Source organism: Sellimonas catena (genome assembly GCF_027924685.1).
Taxonomy (GTDB): domain Bacteria; phylum Bacillota; class Clostridia; order Lachnospirales; family Lachnospiraceae; genus Sellimonas; species Sellimonas catena.
On sequence record NZ_BSBO01000043.1, the window covers coordinates 1 to 19,822 of the forward strand.

The 19,822-nt window shown below is 44.9% G+C and carries 23 protein-coding genes and 1 pseudogene; 7 read left to right on the plus strand and 17 right to left on the minus strand.

Annotation, left to right across the window (positions count from 1 at the left end; all coding sequences use genetic code 11):
• A partial coding sequence (locus Selli1_RS16095) for a hypothetical protein (protein WP_281873926.1) occupies positions 1–396 on the plus strand: 396 nt, incomplete at its 5' end.
• Here Selli1_RS16095 and Selli1_RS16100 read toward each other — a convergent pair.
• The 8 genes from Selli1_RS16100 to Selli1_RS16135 all read right to left on the minus strand — a co-directional run bounded on the left by Selli1_RS16100 (position 354) and on the right by Selli1_RS16135 (position 5,349).
• Positions 354–611 carry a hypothetical protein gene (locus tag Selli1_RS16100; protein WP_022621582.1) on the minus strand — a complete coding sequence of 86 codons (258 nt, stop codon included), beginning with the start codon at positions 609–611 and terminating at the stop codon, positions 354–356. The two genes, Selli1_RS16095 and Selli1_RS16100, sit on opposite strands and share 43 nt — an antisense overlap.
• 58 nt (positions 612–669) lie before the next feature.
• Entirely contained in the window at positions 670–846 is a 177-nt protein-coding gene (locus Selli1_RS16105) for a hypothetical protein (RefSeq protein WP_166460160.1), read from the minus strand.
• A 61-nt stretch (positions 847–907) separates the two neighbouring features.
• Positions 908–1,681: an ABC transporter permease gene (locus Selli1_RS16110; protein ID WP_016728876.1), complete on the minus strand. Its 774-nt coding sequence runs from the start codon at positions 1,679–1,681 to the stop codon at positions 908–910.
• Between the two features lie 5 nt (positions 1,682–1,686).
• Positions 1,687–2,496, minus strand: coding sequence for an ABC transporter permease (locus tag Selli1_RS16115; RefSeq protein ID WP_069432110.1), 810 nt, complete (start codon positions 2,494–2,496; stop codon positions 1,687–1,689).
• A complete protein-coding gene (locus Selli1_RS16120) occupies positions 2,489–3,415 on the minus strand; it encodes an ABC transporter ATP-binding protein (protein ID WP_016728878.1) in 927 nt (308 codons plus the stop codon). Before Selli1_RS16120 ends, Selli1_RS16115 begins: the two co-directional genes overlap by 8 nt.
• Before the next feature lie 136 nt (positions 3,416–3,551).
• Positions 3,552–4,469, minus strand: coding sequence for a sensor histidine kinase (locus Selli1_RS16125; RefSeq protein WP_281873941.1), 918 nt, complete (start codon positions 4,467–4,469; stop codon positions 3,552–3,554).
• Positions 4,470–4,475: 6 nt separating this feature from the next.
• On the minus strand, positions 4,476–5,168 hold the full coding sequence (locus Selli1_RS16130) for a response regulator transcription factor (RefSeq protein ID WP_281873944.1): 693 nt from the start codon (positions 5,166–5,168) through the stop codon (positions 4,476–4,478).
• Entirely contained in the window at positions 5,161–5,349 is a 189-nt protein-coding gene (locus tag Selli1_RS16135; protein WP_009905249.1) for a helix-turn-helix domain-containing protein, read from the minus strand. The genes Selli1_RS16130 and Selli1_RS16135 overlap by 8 nt, the downstream gene beginning before the upstream one ends.
• A 161-nt stretch (positions 5,350–5,510) precedes the next feature.
• Between Selli1_RS16135 and Selli1_RS16140 the strand changes: the two genes are divergently transcribed.
• The 6 genes and pseudogenes from Selli1_RS16140 to Selli1_RS16165 all read left to right on the plus strand — a co-directional run bounded on the left by Selli1_RS16140 (position 5,511) and on the right by Selli1_RS16165 (position 8,878).
• Positions 5,511–5,864 (plus strand): helix-turn-helix domain-containing protein, encoded by a 354-nt coding sequence (locus Selli1_RS16140; RefSeq protein ID WP_016728880.1) that lies wholly within the window; start codon positions 5,511–5,513, stop codon positions 5,862–5,864.
• Between the two features lie 248 nt (positions 5,865–6,112).
• A complete protein-coding gene (locus Selli1_RS16145; RefSeq protein WP_009905253.1) occupies positions 6,113–6,442 on the plus strand; it encodes a plasmid mobilization protein in 330 nt (109 codons plus the stop codon).
• Positions 6,403–7,752 (plus strand): relaxase/mobilization nuclease domain-containing protein, encoded by a 1,350-nt coding sequence (locus Selli1_RS16150; RefSeq protein ID WP_069432108.1) that lies wholly within the window; start codon positions 6,403–6,405, stop codon positions 7,750–7,752. The genes Selli1_RS16145 and Selli1_RS16150 overlap by 40 nt, the downstream gene beginning before the upstream one ends.
• Positions 7,753–7,844: 92 nt before the next feature.
• Positions 7,845–8,075 carry a helix-turn-helix domain-containing protein gene (locus Selli1_RS16155; RefSeq protein WP_011861102.1) on the plus strand — a complete coding sequence of 77 codons (231 nt, stop codon included), beginning with the start codon at positions 7,845–7,847 and terminating at the stop codon, positions 8,073–8,075.
• A 4-nt stretch (positions 8,076–8,079) separates the two neighbouring features.
• A pseudogene (locus Selli1_RS16160) lies at positions 8,080–8,466 on the plus strand (DUF6050 family protein).
• Complete coding sequence (locus tag Selli1_RS16165) at positions 8,459–8,878, plus strand: nuclear transport factor 2 family protein (protein ID WP_011861104.1); 420 nt, start codon at positions 8,459–8,461, stop codon at positions 8,876–8,878. Before Selli1_RS16160 ends, Selli1_RS16165 begins: the two are co-directional and overlap by 8 nt.
• Before the next feature lie 177 nt (positions 8,879–9,055).
• Here the strand turns inward: Selli1_RS16165 and Selli1_RS16170 are convergent, their stop codons facing one another.
• The 9 genes from Selli1_RS16170 to Selli1_RS16210 form a co-directional block, all read right to left on the minus strand.
• Entirely contained in the window at positions 9,056–9,421 is a 366-nt protein-coding gene (locus Selli1_RS16170) for a cysteine-rich VLP domain-containing protein (protein WP_069432107.1), read from the minus strand.
• Positions 9,418–9,624, minus strand: a complete 207-nt coding sequence (locus tag Selli1_RS16175) for a transposon-transfer assisting family protein (RefSeq protein WP_069432106.1) — start codon at positions 9,622–9,624, stop codon at positions 9,418–9,420. The genes Selli1_RS16170 and Selli1_RS16175 overlap by 4 nt, the downstream gene beginning before the upstream one ends.
• A gap of 2 nt (positions 9,625–9,626) precedes the next feature.
• Positions 9,627–13,640 carry an antirestriction protein ArdA gene (locus Selli1_RS16180; RefSeq protein WP_069432105.1) on the minus strand — a complete coding sequence of 1,338 codons (4,014 nt, stop codon included), beginning with the start codon at positions 13,638–13,640 and terminating at the stop codon, positions 9,627–9,629.
• 130 nt (positions 13,641–13,770) lie between these two features.
• Positions 13,771–15,861, minus strand: a complete 2,091-nt coding sequence (locus tag Selli1_RS16185) for a DNA topoisomerase 3 (RefSeq protein WP_069432104.1) — start codon at positions 15,859–15,861, stop codon at positions 13,771–13,773.
• 117 nt (positions 15,862–15,978) lie between these two features.
• Positions 15,979–16,683: a VanZ family protein gene (locus tag Selli1_RS16190; protein WP_022621592.1), complete on the minus strand. Its 705-nt coding sequence runs from the start codon at positions 16,681–16,683 to the stop codon at positions 15,979–15,981.
• Positions 16,684–16,700: 17 nt separating this feature from the next.
• A complete protein-coding gene (locus tag Selli1_RS16195; RefSeq protein ID WP_005933783.1) occupies positions 16,701–16,883 on the minus strand; it encodes a hypothetical protein in 183 nt (60 codons plus the stop codon).
• Complete coding sequence (locus Selli1_RS16200; RefSeq protein WP_035394374.1) at positions 16,880–17,608, minus strand: DUF4366 domain-containing protein; 729 nt, start codon at positions 17,606–17,608, stop codon at positions 16,880–16,882. Before Selli1_RS16200 ends, Selli1_RS16195 begins: the two co-directional genes overlap by 4 nt.
• Positions 17,598–17,867 carry a DUF4315 family protein gene (locus Selli1_RS16205; RefSeq protein ID WP_069432103.1) on the minus strand — a complete coding sequence of 90 codons (270 nt, stop codon included), beginning with the start codon at positions 17,865–17,867 and terminating at the stop codon, positions 17,598–17,600. The genes Selli1_RS16200 and Selli1_RS16205 overlap by 11 nt, the downstream gene beginning before the upstream one ends.
• Positions 17,868–17,898: 31 nt before the next feature.
• Positions 17,899–19,803 carry a CHAP domain-containing protein gene (locus Selli1_RS16210; RefSeq protein ID WP_069432102.1) on the minus strand — a complete coding sequence of 635 codons (1,905 nt, stop codon included), beginning with the start codon at positions 19,801–19,803 and terminating at the stop codon, positions 17,899–17,901.
• Positions 19,804–19,822 lie beyond the last annotated feature (19 nt).

Sequence of the window (19,822 nt, forward strand, 5' to 3'; positions counted from 1 at the left end):
GATCTGCCCAAAGATCAGCTTTTGAGATTACATTATTATTCATATCCATTGGTATTACCTCCATCATTTGAGACCATCTTATCAAATGCAGGAAGGGATTTGAAGGTACGGATGATTACCTACTTACATGTTAGCAGTAGACAAAAAGAAGCGGCGGCTCTAAAAATTAAAGCCACCGCTTCAAATGCGCGTGAAAATATGTCTGCGCTACGACGGCTTTTTTTCTTTTGCTGTCGTAGCGTAGAATTAGGAAGTGTGCATAAAAGACACTATTTTTTCAGTAGTGAGGAATCCAAATTACCAAAACTTGTTACTCCACACCGAATAAAACCTACCATATCAAGCTATTTGAATCAGAGTTCAATTCTTGCTTTTGATGGTTTATCTTCACAATAGATAACTTTAATCGTTGTTCCCTTGTCAGGAATTTTGTTTCCTGCGCCAATCCATTTTTGGCAGGTGTAATCTTTGACGCCTATCGTGTATTTGACCTTGATAATATGTGGAAAAGCTGCACCATCCATAGCATGGGTACGGACAGGTTTACGATTTACTTTTAACCACCATTGTTTTGTAACTGAAATTACAGTTCCTGTTGTTTCCTTTTCCATAAGTTATACCTCCGATGTTAATTTAGAATGAGTAATTTTCTATTTAGATAGCTACATATTAAAGCAAACTGCCCTTTAATCCTTTTTTGAAAACCAATACAGCCCTTTCGGTTCCCCAAAATGACATTGTGACAAGGCGATAGCTTTCCTTTTCCATTTCCTCTATTTTGGCATTGATTTTCACTGTCGCATTTTCAATAGTAATTTCTTCTAATAATTCTGTCCTATACATCATATCTTTACCTCCATAATTATTAAATAGATGATACATATTTTCGGTTCAATCTTTTTGGTATTTACCAACCTTTTTTTCTAACTGCTTTTTTCTTCTTACCAACAGTCAATGTACCGGGTTCTTTCTTTTTATTTGCAAGAATAATCATAGAAATCAAGAAAGTCAAAACTATTGTAATGAAAGCGGGGAAAATGTGATAAGTATAACCATATTCCGCACCACAAGTAGGGTCTACTAAAATCATGCTTGCTTTAATCGGATAATAATTTAACAGTGTTCCTTCAAAAGTTCCAAAATATCCATACACAAAAGCTAGTGCAACTCCACCCAAAAAATTATTTGCCGAACAACAGAATATCAGAATAATCGGCAAGACTGAAATATAAATTCCTATATTCGCCCCAGTAACACGAATAAACATATTGAGTAGATTGCCAAAATGAACTCCCGGAAATCCGACAATAATATTGATTACTAATGCTATCACACAACCTATAAGACTAAAGCTGATTGTCAACAGCAATAGAATAAGTAATTTTCCAGAAAGTAACTGTTTATATGGAATAGGAATTGTTAATATATTCTTCATAGTATCGTCTGTATATTCCCTTGTTATGATATAACCTGCAATCAGTGCAATAATAATCGGAAAAAATAAGGTACAATTACTAATCATAACCTGTTGCATAAAATAGTCAAACGTCCATGTCGGTCCACCGTTGGCTGTGGAATAAAACAGTGACAGCAACGGAGAAAGTGTTGTCATAATAATTCCGGCTTTTATTACAGAATATCGTTTTAATTTTAAAAATTCAGTTTTTATTATATTTCTCATATCTTTTACCTCGTCCATTTTTTATAAAAGCGAATTATCAGCCACAAAGAAAGTACAACTGTAATTGCCATAATAAAAATTGTATGGAAAGTAGTTGGTACAATCGCATAGGCTTCCGGCAAAAGATTATCTTTTTGCAAATTATCCATCATTAAGCCGCTTGTCCAGTTCATAACACATATAACCGGAAAAGAATTTAAGAAAGCAATTTTGGCAGCACTTATAGATGTCCCAATCGTTCCCAGTATGCCCCAGTTAAAAATGGAATAAAAAAAAGCAAGCAGGATAGAAAGTAAAAAACTTTTGTTAAAGTAAATAATTAAAAATACAATCGGTAAAGAAGCTGCTACGATAAGAACTCCAAAAATAAGGCTCATAAATATCTTATAAGTCATACCGTAAACCATTCCTACATGAAACAATTTACAAAACAACGCAACAGACAATGTGCTTATCAGACAAAATGCAACGCTGAAAATAAAGAGCATAGAAATTTTTGCCATAATGAGTTGTGTATTTGTAACTGGAATTGTTCTAAGGTTTTTGGAAGTATCACAATCTCTTTCTATAAAAAACAAAATAGCGGCAATGATACCAATTAGACATGGAAGCAAAAAAACTAAACCATATCCCAACATCATTGTATAGACATAATCAAATCGGGTTTGAAGATAGTGTTCTGTTGTATCTGCACCAGTTCCCGCCTTTGCCATATATGCCAAAATCAACGGAAAAAATAACGACAATGACATCAGTGCATACAACAGTCTTTTTCGCTTTAATTTCCAAAATTCGCACTTAATCAGTTTAAGCAATTCCTTCGCCTCCTGTCACACGCTTGAAGTAATCTTCAAGACTTTCTTCACAAGTATGGGCTTCTGATACCTCCAATCCATTTTCTACAAAAGCAGTCACGATTTTTCCTACGGACAAATCAAGATTATGCAAGCGTAAATTGTGGTCGTCCTGTATAGAGAAATGACTCTCATGGAAAGTACGCTCTAAAATTCTTGCTGCCTGTGCGGTATCAGAAAGAGTAAATCGGATATGTTTGCTGCTTTTTTGTTCCAGTTCCGCAAGACTTTCTTCTTCCAATAGTGCGCCATGGTCGATAATTCCAATATCATCTGCTAGCAAAGAAATCTCCGAAAGGATATGACTGGAAATTAAAATTGTTTTTCCCTTTGTATCGCAAAGCTCGCGAATAAAAGAACGTACTTCTGCAATTCCAATCGGGTCAAGCCCATTGATAGGTTCATCTAAAATCAGAAGTTCAGGGTCGTGCATAACTGCAAGTGCAATCGCAAGCCGTTGTTTCATACCAAGAGAATACTGGGAAAACAGTTTTTTGTCTTTATAAGGCAATCCTACCAAATCCAATGTGTTTTTAATTGAATGACGGTTGGGTATGCCCCGTAAGGTAGCAAAAATTTGTAAGTTTTCCGTAGCAGTCAAATTAGGGTAAAAACCGGGTGACTCAATCAGACTACCGATACGGGGCAACAATTTCTTTTCATTCCCCTGCAAAGACTTTCCCCATATTTTAACTTCGCCGGAAGTTGGCTTTGTCAATCCAAGTAGCATTTTCATAGTGGTCGTTTTTCCGGCTCCGTTTCTTCCAAGCAGTCCGTAAATTCTCCCTTTCTGCACATGAATATTTAAGTCAGCGACACTCTTTTGTGAGCCGTACTGTTTGGTAAGATTTTTTGTTTCAATGATATAATTTTTGTCCATATTCAAACCTCCTGTTCTGTAAACTATTCTATCATACCAACCTTGCATTAACCTTGCCGCAACCTTGCATTAACCTTGCAATTTGAAATATTGTCCCAAAAATAATTAAGGCTCCCGTCAAAAGAACGGGAGAACCTTAATTTGCTAAGGGAAAAAGCAAAGTAAATTCCGTTCCTGTTCCCTGTGTGCTATTTGCTGTTATTGTGCCGTTCATTTTTTCTACAAGTTGGTGTGCGATAGAAAGCCCAAGACCGCTGCCTTTTTCAGACCGTCCCTTATCGCATTTATAGAGCCGTTCAAAAATATGCTTCAAATCTTCTTTTTCAATCCCTATTCCATTATCTGCTAATCGGATTTGCATATTTTTTTCCTGCTTTGATAGGATTATTTCTATTTTATCCGCATGACTGCGAGAAATTACATTCTGAATAAGATTGTTCAATATCCGCATATAGCCGTCCGTATCAAGTTTTACCCGGAAAGGCTGTTCGGGAATATCAATATTGTAATCTATCTGCTTATCTTCAAATATGGGTATCCAGTCAATCAAGATATTTCGTGTCAGCTCCGCAGCTTCAACAATATTTATATCCATAGCAAACTCATTAGAATTTAATTTGAACCAGTCAAAAAGAACATCCATATATTCTTTCAAATCGTGAGCTTTGCGGCGGGCTGTTTCGATATAGTCGTCCCTGTCTTTTCCTGTAACAATTCCTTTATGTGCAGCGTCAAGATACCCAATAAGCGTTGTAAGCGGTGTCCGAACATCATGGGAAAGACTTGTCATAAGCTGTCGGTTTGTTTCTTCTGTCTGCCGGACAGTAGAAAGCCTGCTCTCATAAGACACAACAATCTCATTTATTTCATAGGCAAGAGGGGCTACCAGTTCATTTGTTGCAGATAAAATACGTCTGTTTCCATTTCCGTTTTTTACATCAATCAATGCGTCTGTTATCTCGGCTATCTGTTTTTTAACACGTCGAATAGCAAAGCAGGAAACAAGAATAGAGAAAAGTGCAATTATTATGGATAGAAAAATGACTGCTTCCATAGAAAATCAAACCTCCTTGTTAAAACGATAACCGATACCTTTAATCGTTTGAATATATTTTGGACTTCCGGGATTTACCTCTAATTTCTTGCGAAGTCGGCTGATAATCGCCATAATGTTGCTGTCATCATAGAAATATTCCTCTCTCCACACTTCTTCATAAATCTGTTGCTTTGTCAGAATTTTCCCTTGATTTTTCGCGCAGTATAAGAGTAAGTCAAATTCTTTTGGAGGCAATTCAAAAGTTCCATTTTCCGTAGTAACAGAACGATTTTCAATATCAATTTTCAACCCGTCAAATTCAAGTTGCTGTGATATTCCGTCCTGTTGATTGAAACGGGTATAACGGCGTATAAGGGAAACGATACGGGCTATCAGTTCGTCCATGTCAAAAGGTTTTGTCAAATAATCATCAGTTCCTGCCCTTAAACCGCGTACTTTAGAAGCACTGTCATTTTTTGATGTAAACATCAAAATCGGCAGGCTGCTTTCTTTTCTAATTTCTTCCAATGTTTCAAATCCGTCCATACCAGGCATCATAACGTCCAGTATCACAAGTTGATATTCTCTCTCTTTTAATTTTTGTAATCCCTCTTTTCCCGTATTACAAAAATCAGCTTCTATATCTTCTGATAGCACGCTGCGTTTAATCAGCGCACAAAGTTCCTTATCATCATCTATAATCAAAACTTTATTCATGGTATAGCTCCTTTCCTTGTTTGGTTCTACCGTCAATCGGTTTTTCCGCGTCTTTTGGTATCAACCACATATACCCAAGTTTTGAAACACCCTGTATGCGTTTCTCCCTGCAAAGTATCTGTACCCGCCTTTCAGAAATTCCCCACTTCTTTGCTGCTTCGGGGCAAGACATATATTCCATAACAACACCCGTCCTTTCTGAAAATCTTATCATAATAATTATAGTCGGACACACGAACAATAGCAAGTATATAAATATGAATTATTATGGCTATTTAGTGGAACTGTATAGACATATCCAAAGAGAAAGGGGAACAGTAAAATGTAACTGGGTGAATAAATATGGCAAAAAGACCGGTAGAAAAATATGACTTCAAGGCATTTGGAGAAGCTATAAAAGCTGCGCGGACGGGGCGCAAAGAAAGCCGCAAACAGGTAAGTGATGAAATGTATATTTCTCCTCGCTATCTTGCAAATATCGAAAACAAAGGACAGCACCCCAGTCTGCAAATCTTTTTTGAGCTTATGCTTCGTTACAATATATCCGTAGACCAGTTTCTTTTAGATACGCCCACCCAAAAAGATACAAAGCGGCGGCAGCTCGACGCTCTCCTTGATGATATGAGCGATAATGGCATACGGATTGTAACGGCAACTGCAAAAGAAATTTCAGAAGTCGAAAAAGAGGACAAATAAATGTGTCCGGCAAATTGAATATGATTTAGGAAGCGTTGTAATCTTTACAGATTGCAGCGTTTTTCTTTTGCTCTTTTTTGGCATATAGAGCATTGCGTTGTAGTAACCAGTGAGGAAAAAACTTTCGTAGCAAGCATAGGAAAAGAGTACCCTTTTCCGTATTTTCTCCCTCCCGTCCTGCGGTGCGTCGGTTGAAAATTGCTTGTTGGGAAGTGTCCCAAACCCTCGGAACGGAAAGGAGTGATTGCATGAATGGACGCAAAAGAAAAGTACAAATCAAATTCTATGTAACAGAGGAAGAACGGGCATTGATTGAGCAGAAAATGAAGCTCGTCCCCACCCGGAACATGGCGGCGTATCTTCGCAAGATTGCCATTGACGGGTATATCATTCAGACAGACCATAGCGACATAAAAGCCATGACAGCGGAGATACAGAAAATCGGGGTCAATATCAATCAGATTGCAAAGCGTGTCAACGCGACAGGCAGCGTCTACCAAGAGGACATAGAGGAAATAAAGGGGGTGCTTGCGGAGATATGGCGGTTACAAAGATTAAGCCTATTAAAAGCACGTTGAGCAAAGCCCTTGACTATATCCAAAACCCGGATAAAACAGACGGGAAAACGCTTGTGTCCTCCTTTGGGTGCAGCTATGAAACGGCAGATATTGAGTTTGGATTTACGCTTGCACAAGCCATAGAGAAAGGGAACAATCTCGCCCACCATTTGATACAGTCCTTTGAGCCGGGGGAAGTGGATTATGAGAAAGCCCACGAAATCGGGAAACAGCTTGCCGACGCGGTAACAAAGGGACAGCATGAATACGTCTTAACTACCCACATAGACAAAGGGCATATCCATAACCATATCATTTTTTGTGCGGTCAATTTTGTTGACTACCACAAATACAATTCCAATAAACGCAGCTACTATGGCATACGGAACATGAGCGATAAGCTGTGCCGGGAAAACGGGCTGTCCGTTGTCGTTCCGGGTAAGGGCAGCAAGGGAAAAAGCTATGCAGAATATCAAGCGGAAAAGGTCGGTGCAAGTTGGAAAGGCAAGCTGAAAATTACCGTTGATACGCTTATCCCCCAAGTGGCAAGTTTTGAAGAATTGTTGCAGCGGTTACAGGCAGCGGGCTATGAGATAAAGCCGGGAAAATATATCTCCTGCCGCGCTCCGGGACAGGAACGGTTTACCCGCTTAAAAACCCTCGGTGCAGATTATACAGAGGAAGCAATCAAAGAACGGATAGAGGGCAAGCGCACAAAGGCGGCGAAAGCTCCCAAAGAGCAGCGCGGCGTATCGCTGCTTATTGACATTGAAAACAGTATCAAGGCAGCGCAGAGCCGGGGCTATGAACAGTGGGCGAAAATCCATAATCTGAAACTGGCTGCAAAGACTATGAATTTCTTGACAGAACATAAGATTGAGCAGTACGCAGATTTAGTCAGCCGGATTGAGGAAGTAAATGCGGAAAATGAAAAGACAGCAGACGCATTAAAGAGCGTGGAGAAACGTCTTGCAAACATGGCGGTGCTGATGAAGCACGTTACCACCTACCAAAAGACAAAACCTGTCTATGAAGCATACCGCAGGGCAAAGGATAAGGACGCATACCGGGCAAAGCAGGAAAGCAGTCTGATACTCCATGAAGCAGCGGCAAAGGCACTAAAAACGGCGGGCGTTTCCAAGCTCCCGAATGTCGCCGCGCTACAAGTAGACTATGAAAAGCTCCGGGAACAGAAAGAAGCCCTTTACGCGGACTATGGCAAACTGAAAAAACAGGTCAAAGAGTACGACGTTATCAAACAGAACATAGACAGCATTTTACGGCAGCCAAGAGAGCCGGAACGGGAAAAAGGGAAAGAACGCGGGGAGTAGTTTTGTTCATACTTGTGTGATATAATAGTTCCTATCAAAGACAGTAGCCACATACTAAAGTGATACATTTTCAGCAAAGGAAGTGTCAGAAAATGGAACAGGAAATGCCGGACTATGAAACGATATGCGCTGCCGTTGTGGGCGAAAAATGGGCGTTGGAAAAGGTGCTTGATTGTTACGGCGACGAAATCAACCGCCTTGCAATGGTAAAAAAGTGTCAGCCGGACGGGACTATCAAAGAGGAAATCGACGAAGATTTACGGCAAACACTCATAATGAAACTGTTAGAAGCTATCCCACAATTTCCAATGGAAAAGGAGTGATACCATGACACGCGGAGAAATTTGGAAAGACTTTTTCAAGAGAAACGTTTTGCCCGCCGTTATTGCATTGTTTTTATTCTTCATGTTCAAGAACATCTTTACAGAGGACGGGTAGACCAATTACTTTTATGTATGGCTGTGCTGCGGTATCCCCTTTGGCATTCGCCGTATGTTCGTATGGCTTGTACCGCATGGATATGACATAGCTGGAACGGTGGGTATCGTTGCCATTAACTTCATTTTGGACGGCATTATCGGCGGGGGCATTTTAATATGGCGGCTTGTCGTTGCTACGTGGTATATCCCCCTTACGATATACCGTTTACTTACCGCAGATAAGAGTGCAACCCCTCAAATCAATATAGAGAAAGGATTTAAAAGTTATGAATGAAAGAGAAAGAATTATTCATTTATGGTTTGATATGTGGCTAAAACAACAAGATTTAGGGATTGATAGTATTTTTACAGAAGATGTGATTTACACTGAAAGTTGGAGTCCTAAGTATGAAAGTCGAAAAACAGTAAAACATTGGTTTGATGAATGGAATACTCGTGGAAAAGTCTTAGTGTGGGATATTAAACAATTTTTTCATAAGGAAAATCAAACTATTGTAGAATGGTATTTCAAAAACAAAATGAATAATGGTAATATTGAAGAATTTGACGGAATTTCTTTAATAGTATGGACGGAAAATAACAAAATAATGGAGTTGAAAGAATTTGGTTGTAATCTCAATACCTATAATCCATACGCCCAAAATGATATGCCACAATTCAGAGATGAAAAAACAAAGTGGTTTTGAAGTTTTAAAAGCCGGGACGCAGACAGTCGGTAAAGACTATCCGCGCCCCGGCTTTCTTATGGGTACAGCGATAAAATGTTACGCAGTAGAACGCCATTTTTGAGGGAAAAGGTATAAAACCCTTGCCGCGTCATTTTCACACCCGGAAAGCCCTGTAAATCAAGGCTTTTTTTGCCCCTACTGCGTAACAAGGGCGCGTCGTTTCCTCATGCGCTCCGCTGCCTGTCTGCGGGTAATACGCTTCCGGCAGTCCGGGCAGTATTTGACGCTGTTAGAGGTGGACGCAAAAGAAGCTCCGCACTCGGTACAACGCTTTTTATCCTCGGTCTTGAAAAGCTCTGCATACAGCAGCTTATCAAAGGGAAGTACGGCGGTCTGAAACCATTTGCATAGAAGAGAATAGGAAATAAGCTGCGGGCAGACACATTCCTCCCCGTCGTCCAGTAAAATACAGTGTCCGTTATCGCAGTTGCAGCACTCCTTTTTTACAAGGCTGTTGACTTTCCGGCTTTGGGGCGGCGTAAGCCGCTTTAGCCCGGTCATACCTCATCAGCGGCGAAAATGGCAAGCTCCGTATACTCATTTTCTGTCAGAGGTGCAATTTTCGCAAGGGTGCGCTTCGCCAGTTCCCGCATATCCTCGTCCATAAACGGCAGCGCAGCGTTGATGTTCTCCATAAGCCCGCGCTTACCGCCCTCATTGTAAATGCTCAACAGGTTTGTTTCTTCAACGGTCAGTCTAATCATGCTCATACCTCCAATTCGTGATTTTTTGATTTTGCCGCTTTTTTCTGTGCGGTTTTTTCTTTGTCTGCTCTAAGCTGCGCCCGGATAGAGGGCTTCTTTTCCGTTTTTGCTGCCTTGCCGCGTTCCTTGTCAGCCTTGACAGCTTCCGCAAGGTCAACAAGGGAAATGGTTTCTCCTGCCTTTACCTTTGCTTCCAGTTCTGCGGTAGTCGGGGTGTTGTTTATCTGCCCGTCAATCATGTTGTAGTTTTGCTCTGTGGTCTGCTCGGCAGCTTTCAGATAGTTCTCTGGCTGAACGGGAACAGCAAAAGCCCTAGTGCCGTTCCCCATAATCAGATATTTTCCGTCGTCGGACTGGTGGTGCAATCCATATCCGGCAGCTTCCATTTGCTCGCGGCTCATGGCGGTTACATAGAAAGTCCCTCTCGGTGTTTTGATTGTTTCGCCCGTTTCCAAGTCGGCGGGAATGAGGGCATTTTCCTGCTCCTTGAAAAACTCCGGCACTTCCTTATAACCGAAGCTGTCTACATAGTGGGCGGTGTCCTGCCCGTTCTGATGAAGCACCACCACGTCGGAAACGGAAAGGCTGTGTCCCTTAAAATCTTTCGGGTGGTCGATATTAAAGCGGGTGTAAATATCTTCAAGGGAAGTCCCCGGCGTAAGCTCTGCGGAATAGACAAGTGTATAGTTTTTCGCGTCTACCCGGTGTCCTGTGGCAGTCAGACGGTCGTAAGGTTCAAAGCGCAAATCTCTTGTTTCGTCCCCGCCTTTTATCTGATAAATGGAAAAGGTGTCTTTGTCCTGTGGGGCTTCCTGTTCCGGCTGCTCCTGTGCATCTACCTTTTGCGCCCGGATATGCGCCCGTTGTAACTCGGTAGGCTTTTCCCCCGTAAGGGGTACAATCGCCTTGACATAATCAGCCGCATAATAGGCGTTACTGGTAAGCTGCCGCTGCCATGCCCCTGCTTTGGGCGACCAACGGAAGCCATTACTTTTTAGGGCTTCCCGCGTGGCTTCGTCCGGCTTATCCTCAAAGAAGATTTGCAGTCGGTTCGCTTCGGTGTTTGCTTCCACCTTGCCGCCGTCAAATTTCCAACCCACAAAACCGATTTCTTTTTGCTGTGAAAGAGATTTGATACGGTCTTTCACGCGCCGGATTTCTGCACTGTTGTTGGATAACGCCCAAGTCGCAAATGGCTTGTCCTCCAAATGCCAACTGCTCGCCATGTCTGCTTTCAGTTTTTCCAGTTCCTCCGGCGGTAAATGCGGGCAGCCGTCAAGGGTCTTATGCTTACGGTAATAGGCGTTTACGGCTTTCATGGTTTCCTGTGATTTTTCAAGGCTTTCCAGTTTCTTTTCTAACTTCTGTACTGCCTGCGGGTCGTCTGCGCTGATACCGCCCATGCCGGTACTGCGGATTTTATCAAGAAGCCCTTGTATGTCCTGCCATTCCCGGTAATTGCTGTCGCGGGCTGCGTTCTGCTTTTCTTTCTTCCTTGTGGGGAAGTTAGAGCCGCCCGCAATCAGGATAGAGGGAACACGCGCGTCAATCTCATAGCCTTTATTCATGTTCGCCGCCAGTTTCCGGGCATAGGTGTCAAGCAGGCTGTCGATTTTCTCATGGTACATCGGGTCTACCCGCTGTTTTTGCCTTTCTGCGATTTGTACGGCTTCATCTACATAATGCCTGTATTCAGCCGTCGCGCTGCCTTGCTTATAATCGGAAAAGCTGTTCATATCCTTTGCACGTTTGGCGGCAGCTTCATTGATAGGATAATAAGGGGCGGCGGGTGCAGCCTGTTCCGGCTGTGTTTCTTTTTCCTGTACCGGGGCTGTTTCTTCGGGAAGCTCCGGCGTGGCGGCTTCTGCTTCGGGCTGTTTGGTAGCTTCCTGTGCGGGCTGCGCCTGTTCGGTGGTCTGTTCCTTATCCTGTGCCTTTTGGATTGCTGCAAAATGTCCGTCTATGGTATCAATCAGATTTGCGGCGGTGCTGCGGATTGTTTCAAGAGAGCCTTTCAGTTCTGCAAGTTCTTTTCCGCTGCTCCACCCGGCGATATATCCAAAAGAATAGTCCGACGTATCAAGCCCGTAATGTTGGCAGACAGCATAGGCGACGCTTTCCGCCTGTACCTCGCGGGTACGGCGGTCGGGGCGTTCCGGCATAGCAAGGGCAGTATCATGCAGCGTGGCGTGGGCGATTTCATGGATTGCGGTCTTGATATTCTGCAATTCGTCCATGCCCTCGTTGATGATGATACGCTTTTCCTCATAATTGCAGCGTCCTTTTACGCCGCCGCTTAGTGCTTCAAATCCCATAGCAAAGGGAGAAGTCTTTTCAAGGGCAGCGAAAAAATCCTTGTATTGTTCCACGTTGCCCGTCAGCTCATAGGTAAGGGCAGGAAGCTCCTTTCCCTCGGTCTGTGAAATATCAAAGACAGATACCACACGAAAGGCGGGTATCTTGATTTCCTTTTCCTCGGTAACAGGTTTCCCGTCCTTATCGAAAACAGGCTTTTGGGTGTCCGGGTCGATTTTTTCCACCTGTTTCTTAACGGTAAACGGGGACGGCGCAAGTATCTTGATAGCTTTTTCTCCCGGCTTTACATGGCGGTCAAATTCCTTTTCCCATTGTTTATAGCCTTTCACAAGATTGCCGCCCTGCATGGCGATAAGGATTGTATTGTTAAGGCTGTAATCATGGAATTTTGACATAGTACGCAGATAGTCGGCGTAACGGTCGCTTTCATACAGTCCTAAAATCCCCTGTTCCAGTCGGTCGGTAATCTCTTTCATCTTGTCAGCGGGCTTTTCAGAAGATAGGATAATCGGGAGAACCGGGGGCTGCTCTGTGGCGGTGGTCGGTATAGCTGCGGAAGCGTCAAGGTCTGCCTGTTCCTTTTCCTGTACTGGCGGCTGCGGCGTTACCCGGTATTCCTCCGGCACGTCGCGCCCGTCATACCATTCTGTAAAGGTATTACGGTTATTGTAGATATAGCCCTGCTCGGTAAATCTGCCCCCGTCATTGATAGCAGCGTCCCGCCCGTATTCCTCATACATGAAATATTTTTTTGCTTCTTCGGGCAGCTCCAACTCGTCCAGTTCTTCAATCAGATAATGCCCGTAATCTTCCTCACTCTGTACGGACGGATAAAGCCAGTAACAATCAAGGTTTTGTGCAAGGTTGATAATGTCCTGCAAGTCCCTTGTATGGTCGCCGTATGCCATAGCTGCAACAAATTTTTCCCTGTCGTCGTCAAACTGCATTTTCAAAAGTTCGCTCAAATAGTTCAGCTCGTCAAGGCTTTCAAGCTCGGTCAATTTTCCTGCCAGTCCCGCAATAGAGGACTGGTATTCTGTGATATGCAGCTCCCCGTAGTTTTTGCCGTCTATGCCGATACGGTCAAAGACTTCTTTCAAATGCTCGGCAGTCGTGGGGAATGATACCCATTCGCCCGCAGGTCTGCCCTCGGTGTACTTTCCAAGATTAGAAAGATACCCGCTTAAAATCGGTTGTTCCATGTGTTCGCTCCTTTCTTTCTCAATCATGCGGTGCATAAGCTCGTAGTCCTCCATGCTCATGCTCCCGTCAAATAGATAGGGGTCGGGTTCTTCGCCGTCCCGGTAGGCTTTTTCAGAGAAAGGCAGCCCCGCAGCGTGGGCGGCGGCTCTTGCTTCCTCGATAAGCTCCGGCGGCAGCCTGTCGTCGTGGGCTTCGATAAATTCCCCGATATTGCTATATCCGTTTTCGTAGTGGCGGCGCACCCCGGCGGTCAGCTCGTCAAGGTTCCTATCCTCGCCAAGATAGCCGGAGTAATAGCCGTTTACCACAACGGCGGCAGGGTCAGCCTGTTTGATTTCTTCCATGCGGCTTCTGTCCTCCGGGTAGAGAATATCGCTCATTTCAAGGTGGAAATATTCTGCGTTCCAAGAGCGTCCCGTTTTCCAAAACGCCACCCAAGCGATACCGTCCCTTAATTCTTCTTGATAGTCCTTTACGGTGTCCCGTAAACTTGCCATGTGTAACCTCCTTTCTTCGGTTTCAGAGGGTTTGGGAAACTTCCCAACAAGCAAAAATCCCCGCCGTTCTCGGTAGAGAAAGCAGGGATTTTACGGAAAAGGGTACTCTTTTCCTATGCTTGCTATTCAGTTATTTTTTCTTCGGCAGTTCAATGCGGTAGTTGACATATCTCCCGCCCGTATCAGCCAATACGATAGTTCCGTTGTAGGTTTTGCCTGTCTTTGGGGAATAGAGCTTTTTCACATTTACCTTGCCGGATTTTAAGAGTGCAGCGGCAATCTTCGGGGTAAAGGTTACTTTTCGTTCTTCAAAGAAACGGTCATTTTTCCACATGGTAAAGATACATTCTTTGTTGCTGCAATAGTAGTTTTTCTTTCCCTCATAGACAGGAGAACCGCAGCGGGGGCAGCTTCCCAACGCTTCCCGTTCCGGCTTGAACATCTGCGCTTTATCATCAGAAAGAAACGGATAGGTCTTTACCAGTTCCCGCGCCATATTCTCGATACCCTCCATAAATGCGGCGGGGTCTGCCTTGCCTTTTGCAATCTGCGTCAGATTGTTTTCCCATTCTGCGGTAAGCTGCGGGCTTGTCAAGGTGTCCGGCAGGACGCACACAAGGTTGATACCGTCTTTTGTGGGAAGTAGCTGCTTGCCTTTTCGTTCCACAAAGCCGCCCTTTACCAGTTTTTCAATGACAGCGGCGCGGGTGGCGGGAGTTCCAAGCCCTTTGCGTTCTGCGTCCGGGTCGGTGTCCTCACTTCCGGCGCGTTCCATAGCAGAAAGGAGCGACGCTTCGTTGTGGGGCTTTGGCGGTGTTGTGTCATGCTCCGTTACCGTTGCAGCCGGATTGTCAAAGGTTTGTCCCTCGGTAAACGGCGGCAGGGTCTTTTCTGTGTCGCTGTCTGCGTCGTCCGTTTCGGGCTTGTTCTTTAAGGCTGCCCTGTATCTTCGGTCAATCTCTTTCCACCCGTCGGACAGCACCGTTTTTCCCCTTGCGGTAAAGGACTGTCCGGCACATTCAAAGACTGCCGTAACCGCTTCAAAGGTATGCGGTGCGGCGGTCGCCATAAGTAGACGCGCCCCGGAAAGGGTAAGGATATTCCTTTCGCTTTCCGGCAGCGCGGCAAGGTCGGTCTTTGCAAGCTCCATAGTTGGGATAATGGCATGGTGGTCTGATACCTTTTTACTGTTCAGCACCTTTCCAAGTTCCGGCGTGAAGTCTTTTCCCGCCATAAAGGAAAACTTCCCACAAAGCAGCTTGATAATGCCCGCCGCTGTGTCGCCCATGTCGTCGGTCAGAAATGCGCTGTCTGTTCTCGGATAAGTAAGCAAACGCTTTTCATACAAGGCTTGTGCAAGGTCAAGGGTCTGTTTTGCCGTATATCCGAACAGGCGGTTTGCTTCCCTCTGTAAAGAAGTAAGGTCAAAGAGCTTCGGCGGAGCTGCGGTCTTTTTCTCTTTCACAAGGGAAGTACATACTGCCCGCGACGCTTCGCAAGTCGTTTTTAATGCGTCGGCTTCTGCCTTATTTGAAATTCGTTCACTTGCAGCTTCCGCGCCGGATAATGCAAGGCGTACATGGTAGTATTTTTCTTTCTTGAAAGTGGTAATCGCTGCGTCCCGGTCAACAAGCATTTTTAAGGTCGGGGTCTGTACGCGCCCCACGTTCAAGGTATGATTGTAAAGGACAGAAAAAAGGCGGGTGGCATTGATACCGATTAGCCAGTCTGCTTTTGCCCTGCATAATGCGGAAGCAAAGAGAGGGTCATAATCCCTGCCGTTCTTCAGACAGGAAAAGCCCTCTTTGATTGCGCTGTCCTCCATAGAAGAAATCCAAAGGCGGCGCATAGGTTTCTTGCAGCCTGCCATTTCATAGACAAAACGGAAAATGAGTTCTCCCTCGCGCCCTGCGTCGCAGGCATTGACGACTTCGGAAACGTCTGCCCGGTGCATAAGCTCCTTTAAGGTTTTGAATTGCTTTTCCTTGTCAGCGGAAACGGTGTATTTCCATTCCTGCGGCAAAATCGGTAAGCTGTCATAGCTCCACTTTTTATACTGCTCCCCGTAAGCGGCAGCTTCCGCAAGCCCTACCAAATGTCCCACACACCAAGAAACGATATAGCCGCTTCCTGTGAGAAATCCGTCTTTCTTTTCCTTTGCCCCAAGTACGGCAGCGATTGTCTGCGCCACACTGGGCTTTTCTGCGATAACTAAAATCAAATAAAAATCCTCCTTTCGGGTAAAAGAAAAGAGCAACCGATTTTTCGATTGCTCCTACAAGTGATTGTATAAAATTGTGCGATATGAAATAGTAAAATGATTTGACAAAACTAAAATTTATCCAATATTGAGTAAACTATGGATTACCCAAGGTTGAACTGTAACCATGATTATAAATGTGTAAATTGCAAACAAAGGCACTTCGACCATATCATTGACATTCTCAGATTGAAATTGTTTTCTTAAATTATTAGGCAAGACTTTTGATAGCAAATAATAAACCAAATATCCTAAACAGACTCCAACTGTATTTGTAATAAGGTCATTTATATCTGTTGAACCCCAACCAAACATCTGAACAATTTCAACAGATAAAGAGAACAGAAAACCAGTTAATACAACAGTCTTTATGTGATGATATTTCTTATACAGCAACGGCAGAAAAAATCCAAAAGGAACAAATAAAACAACATTCAGTATGGTATCTATTGGTCCACTTATCATACCGAGAAACGGAATCAGAGAAATCCTCGGACGAAATGATATTGTGCTTGTATAACCAATACCTGTTACGGTCAAAATCCCGAAAAGATAATAATAGAATAAAAATACAGCAGTAATATGGAGAAGGCTTTGCTTTCTTCCTGATTTTTTAAGGTATAAGAAATACAATATAAAAACTGGAACTATAAACACATATCCACTTATTGAGCGAATAAGAATATCAGAAATGGGTAACATATTTTTATCTCCTTTGCTTACTCTAAAAATTTGTTTAACTCTATCATTTCCTATGGTTGGAACAATTATATCATATTCCATATCGAAAGTACATCTTTTTATCGTTCCGGCTGTCGTTTTGCTTCAATCTTTCTAATGCAATACCCAACACAAGGGGACTGTCCCTTGTAAGGGCAGGAAGCGCAAGCCGGGGGATAAGGAACAGGCGGAGCATTATCACGCCGCCCGTTCGGTTTCTGTATCATCATCTTTTCAAAGGGATTGTCGGTAAACAGGGTCATAGGGTTTCTTCCTCCGTTTCTTCATCTTCGGGAGTTTCCCCGGTATCTGCTTCCGGCTCGTCCTCGTCGTAGTCCTCAAATTCAAAATCTTCAAGGTCGGTATCGCCCTTTACATTCTGCTTCGGCTTTAGAAACTTAAAGTAGTAGAACGCTGCGCCGCCACCAAGCAGGGCAAAGAGGACTAAGGCAAGCACCACACCGGGATTGCCGCCTTTTCCTTTCGGTTCTTCCGGCTGCTCGGTTGGTGTTGGGGTAGGTTCTTTGCCTGTGCAGCCTGTCATACTGGTAACACATACCGGGCAGGACGTGTTTACCTTTCCGGCTTCGCATTTCTCCGTACAGTTACAGATTTCCGGCTTTTTGGCAGCTTCGCCGTTTTCGGTCAGTGCCATAAGGTCGGCTTCGTCCACTTGATTTAGGAAATGTACGGTCTGTTCGCCCTCGGCGGCGCGGTCAATGAGGATATAGAAATAGTTGCCGCCTTTGGTGGTAACAGTGATAAGCTGCTTATTGCCGCCGTAATCGTCAACCAGTGTTGCGTTTCCCTTTGGGGTAAGGGGCGGCGTTTCCTCTTTTTCCTCCACAACTACGTTGCTGTCGTTGGTCGCGTCCCCTGCGGGCGGCTCTGTGGCTGCGCCCTGTGCATAGGCAGGGACAGAAAAACCGCCCATAAGGATAAGGGCGGCACAAAGGGCAGTCATGGTCTTTTTCAGTTTATTCTTCATCTGCATTTTCCTCCTGTTCTTCGTAGTCTGCCGCTTCGGTAGCGTGTGCGGCGTTCATGCCGGGAATACCGCTGCCGGACAGCATAGCGTTCAGTTCCTGCGGGGTCAGACGCATAGCTCGTACAAGCTGCACGATTTCAAGGTTTTCCGCTTCGGTTTTCTGCGCTTCCAGTCCTTTTAACTTGTTCTGATACTCTGTGATTTTCTCGCGGGTCTTTGCGATTTCCTTATTGATACGGTCGATTTTATTGTTTGCCATAGGTCATTTCTCCTTTCTTTTTGGGGCTGCTTTACCAGTTCATCAGCCCATAGCCTTTGATACATTGATAGTTAAGGTCATAGCTCTTTATCTTGCAGGCGTCGCCGGAATTGCCCTCAACGGTATAGACGCGGCTTCCGTCCCTGCCAAGCACAAGCCCCACATGGTCTGCAACACCGTCTAAATCCCAATCGAAAAAGATAGCGTCGCCCGGTGCGATATTCTCATAGCCCCGCGCGCCCCATTGTCCCCTTGACTGGAACCAAGGAACGCCCTGCCATTCGCAGCCTGCAAAGCGGGGTTCGCTTTTTCCGGCTTGATTGTAGCACCATGACACAAAGCAGGCGCACCATTCCACGCGGCTGTTAAAGCCATACCAACTCCAATAGGGATAACCGCCCACGTTTCCGACTTGCTGTTTTGCAAGCTCCATAAACTCCGGGTTTCCGGGACGTGTGCCGTTTACAAACTCCACGCCGCTTAAATCCTCGGAGGGGCTGCCGTCGGGAGAGCCGCCGCCAAAAATCAACGGTTTGTTGCCCTGTGTCTGTAAGTACACTTTGAACATTTCAAACTGCTGTGGGTTCAGCAGTTCTTCCGCAAGGGAAGCAATCGGCTTGTTTGTCAGCTTCACGTTCAAGATACGGTATTCGTATTCTTCCTCGTTGCCCTCCTCGTCGGTGGTGGTGCGTATCTCGATTTCTTCCGTCAGCGTCAAGGTGTACTGTAAGCCGAACAGCCGTTTTAGCTCTGCCTGTGCGCTCTGTGGGGTGTAGCTCTGTAAAAGGGCGGTCAGATAAGACGCAAGTTCGTGTGGGTTATGCCCGATAGTGTCAAGGTCATAGCGGTATTCATCATAGCCGCTGTGGGTGGTTTCGATATTGTCAATCTCACTTTGCAGTTCGTTTTCCATTGCAGCATAGCTCTGTTCCGTTGCCACAAGGTCGCTGTCCTCGGACGTGTAGGAAGTCCCTAACACGCTGTTCATGCTGCCGGAAAACATTGCCCCACAAGAGGAAAGCCCTACTGATACCATGATGAACAGAAGCAGCGCGGCGATAGCGATTATCACGCCCGCCGGGTGTCGCCCTACAAAGGCAGCCGCTTTCTTTGCTGCTGTCTGTGACGCTCCGGCGGTTGCTTTGGCGGTGGCTGCACCGCCTTTCTTTACAGTTTTTGCATACTGGCGTTTGATTTTTTGTTTCTGCATAAACCGGGAAAAGGGATTGCTTGTAAGCTGAGGATTTTCCTGCAAGACTTTGTGATACTGGAAGTTCACATTTGCCTTGAACGCTGCCTTTTCTGCCTTTGCTGCTTCCCGGTAGGGTTTCAGCTTATGGCTGCGGTAGCCCTGTTTGAATTTCCTTGTCCCGTACCTTGCGCCGCGCTCGGCAAGTTCCTCCGATTTGTGCGCGCCCTCCGCGCCGGAATTGTCTTTCTCGACGCTGTGGATTTTGTTGTGAACAAAAATACCCGCTTCCTGCGCGGGGCGGGATAACGGGTTGCTGTGGGCTTTGCCGCCGGGTATCGGCTTTTCCTGTTCCTCAAAGTGCAGGCGGGTCTTTGCCTTTCCTGCGGCTTCGTCAAAGGTGCGCTCCTTAACCAGTTTCTTTTGCTTTGGGATAGCTGCCTTTGCTGCGTCCAGTCGGTCAGCGGCTTTTTCCGATTTTTTGATGTAAGTTTCCAGTTCCGGCGTTGCCCGTTCTTCCTCGGTAAACTGTAAGCGGGAAGTGGAAGTACGCAAAGCAGTAGCTTCCTGCTCTTTTTTGACTTCCTTTTTGTTTGCTTTTCGGGTATGTGCTGCGTCAAGATGTTCTATGACGCGTTCCGCTGCGGCACTGTCCGGCTGTGAAAAGTCGCTGTCTGCTTCCCGGCTGCTGATACGCTCGGCGGTCTGCTGTGTTTCGTTTACCTCGATAAGCCCGTCGCGGGTCATTTTCTGTGTGATTTTATCG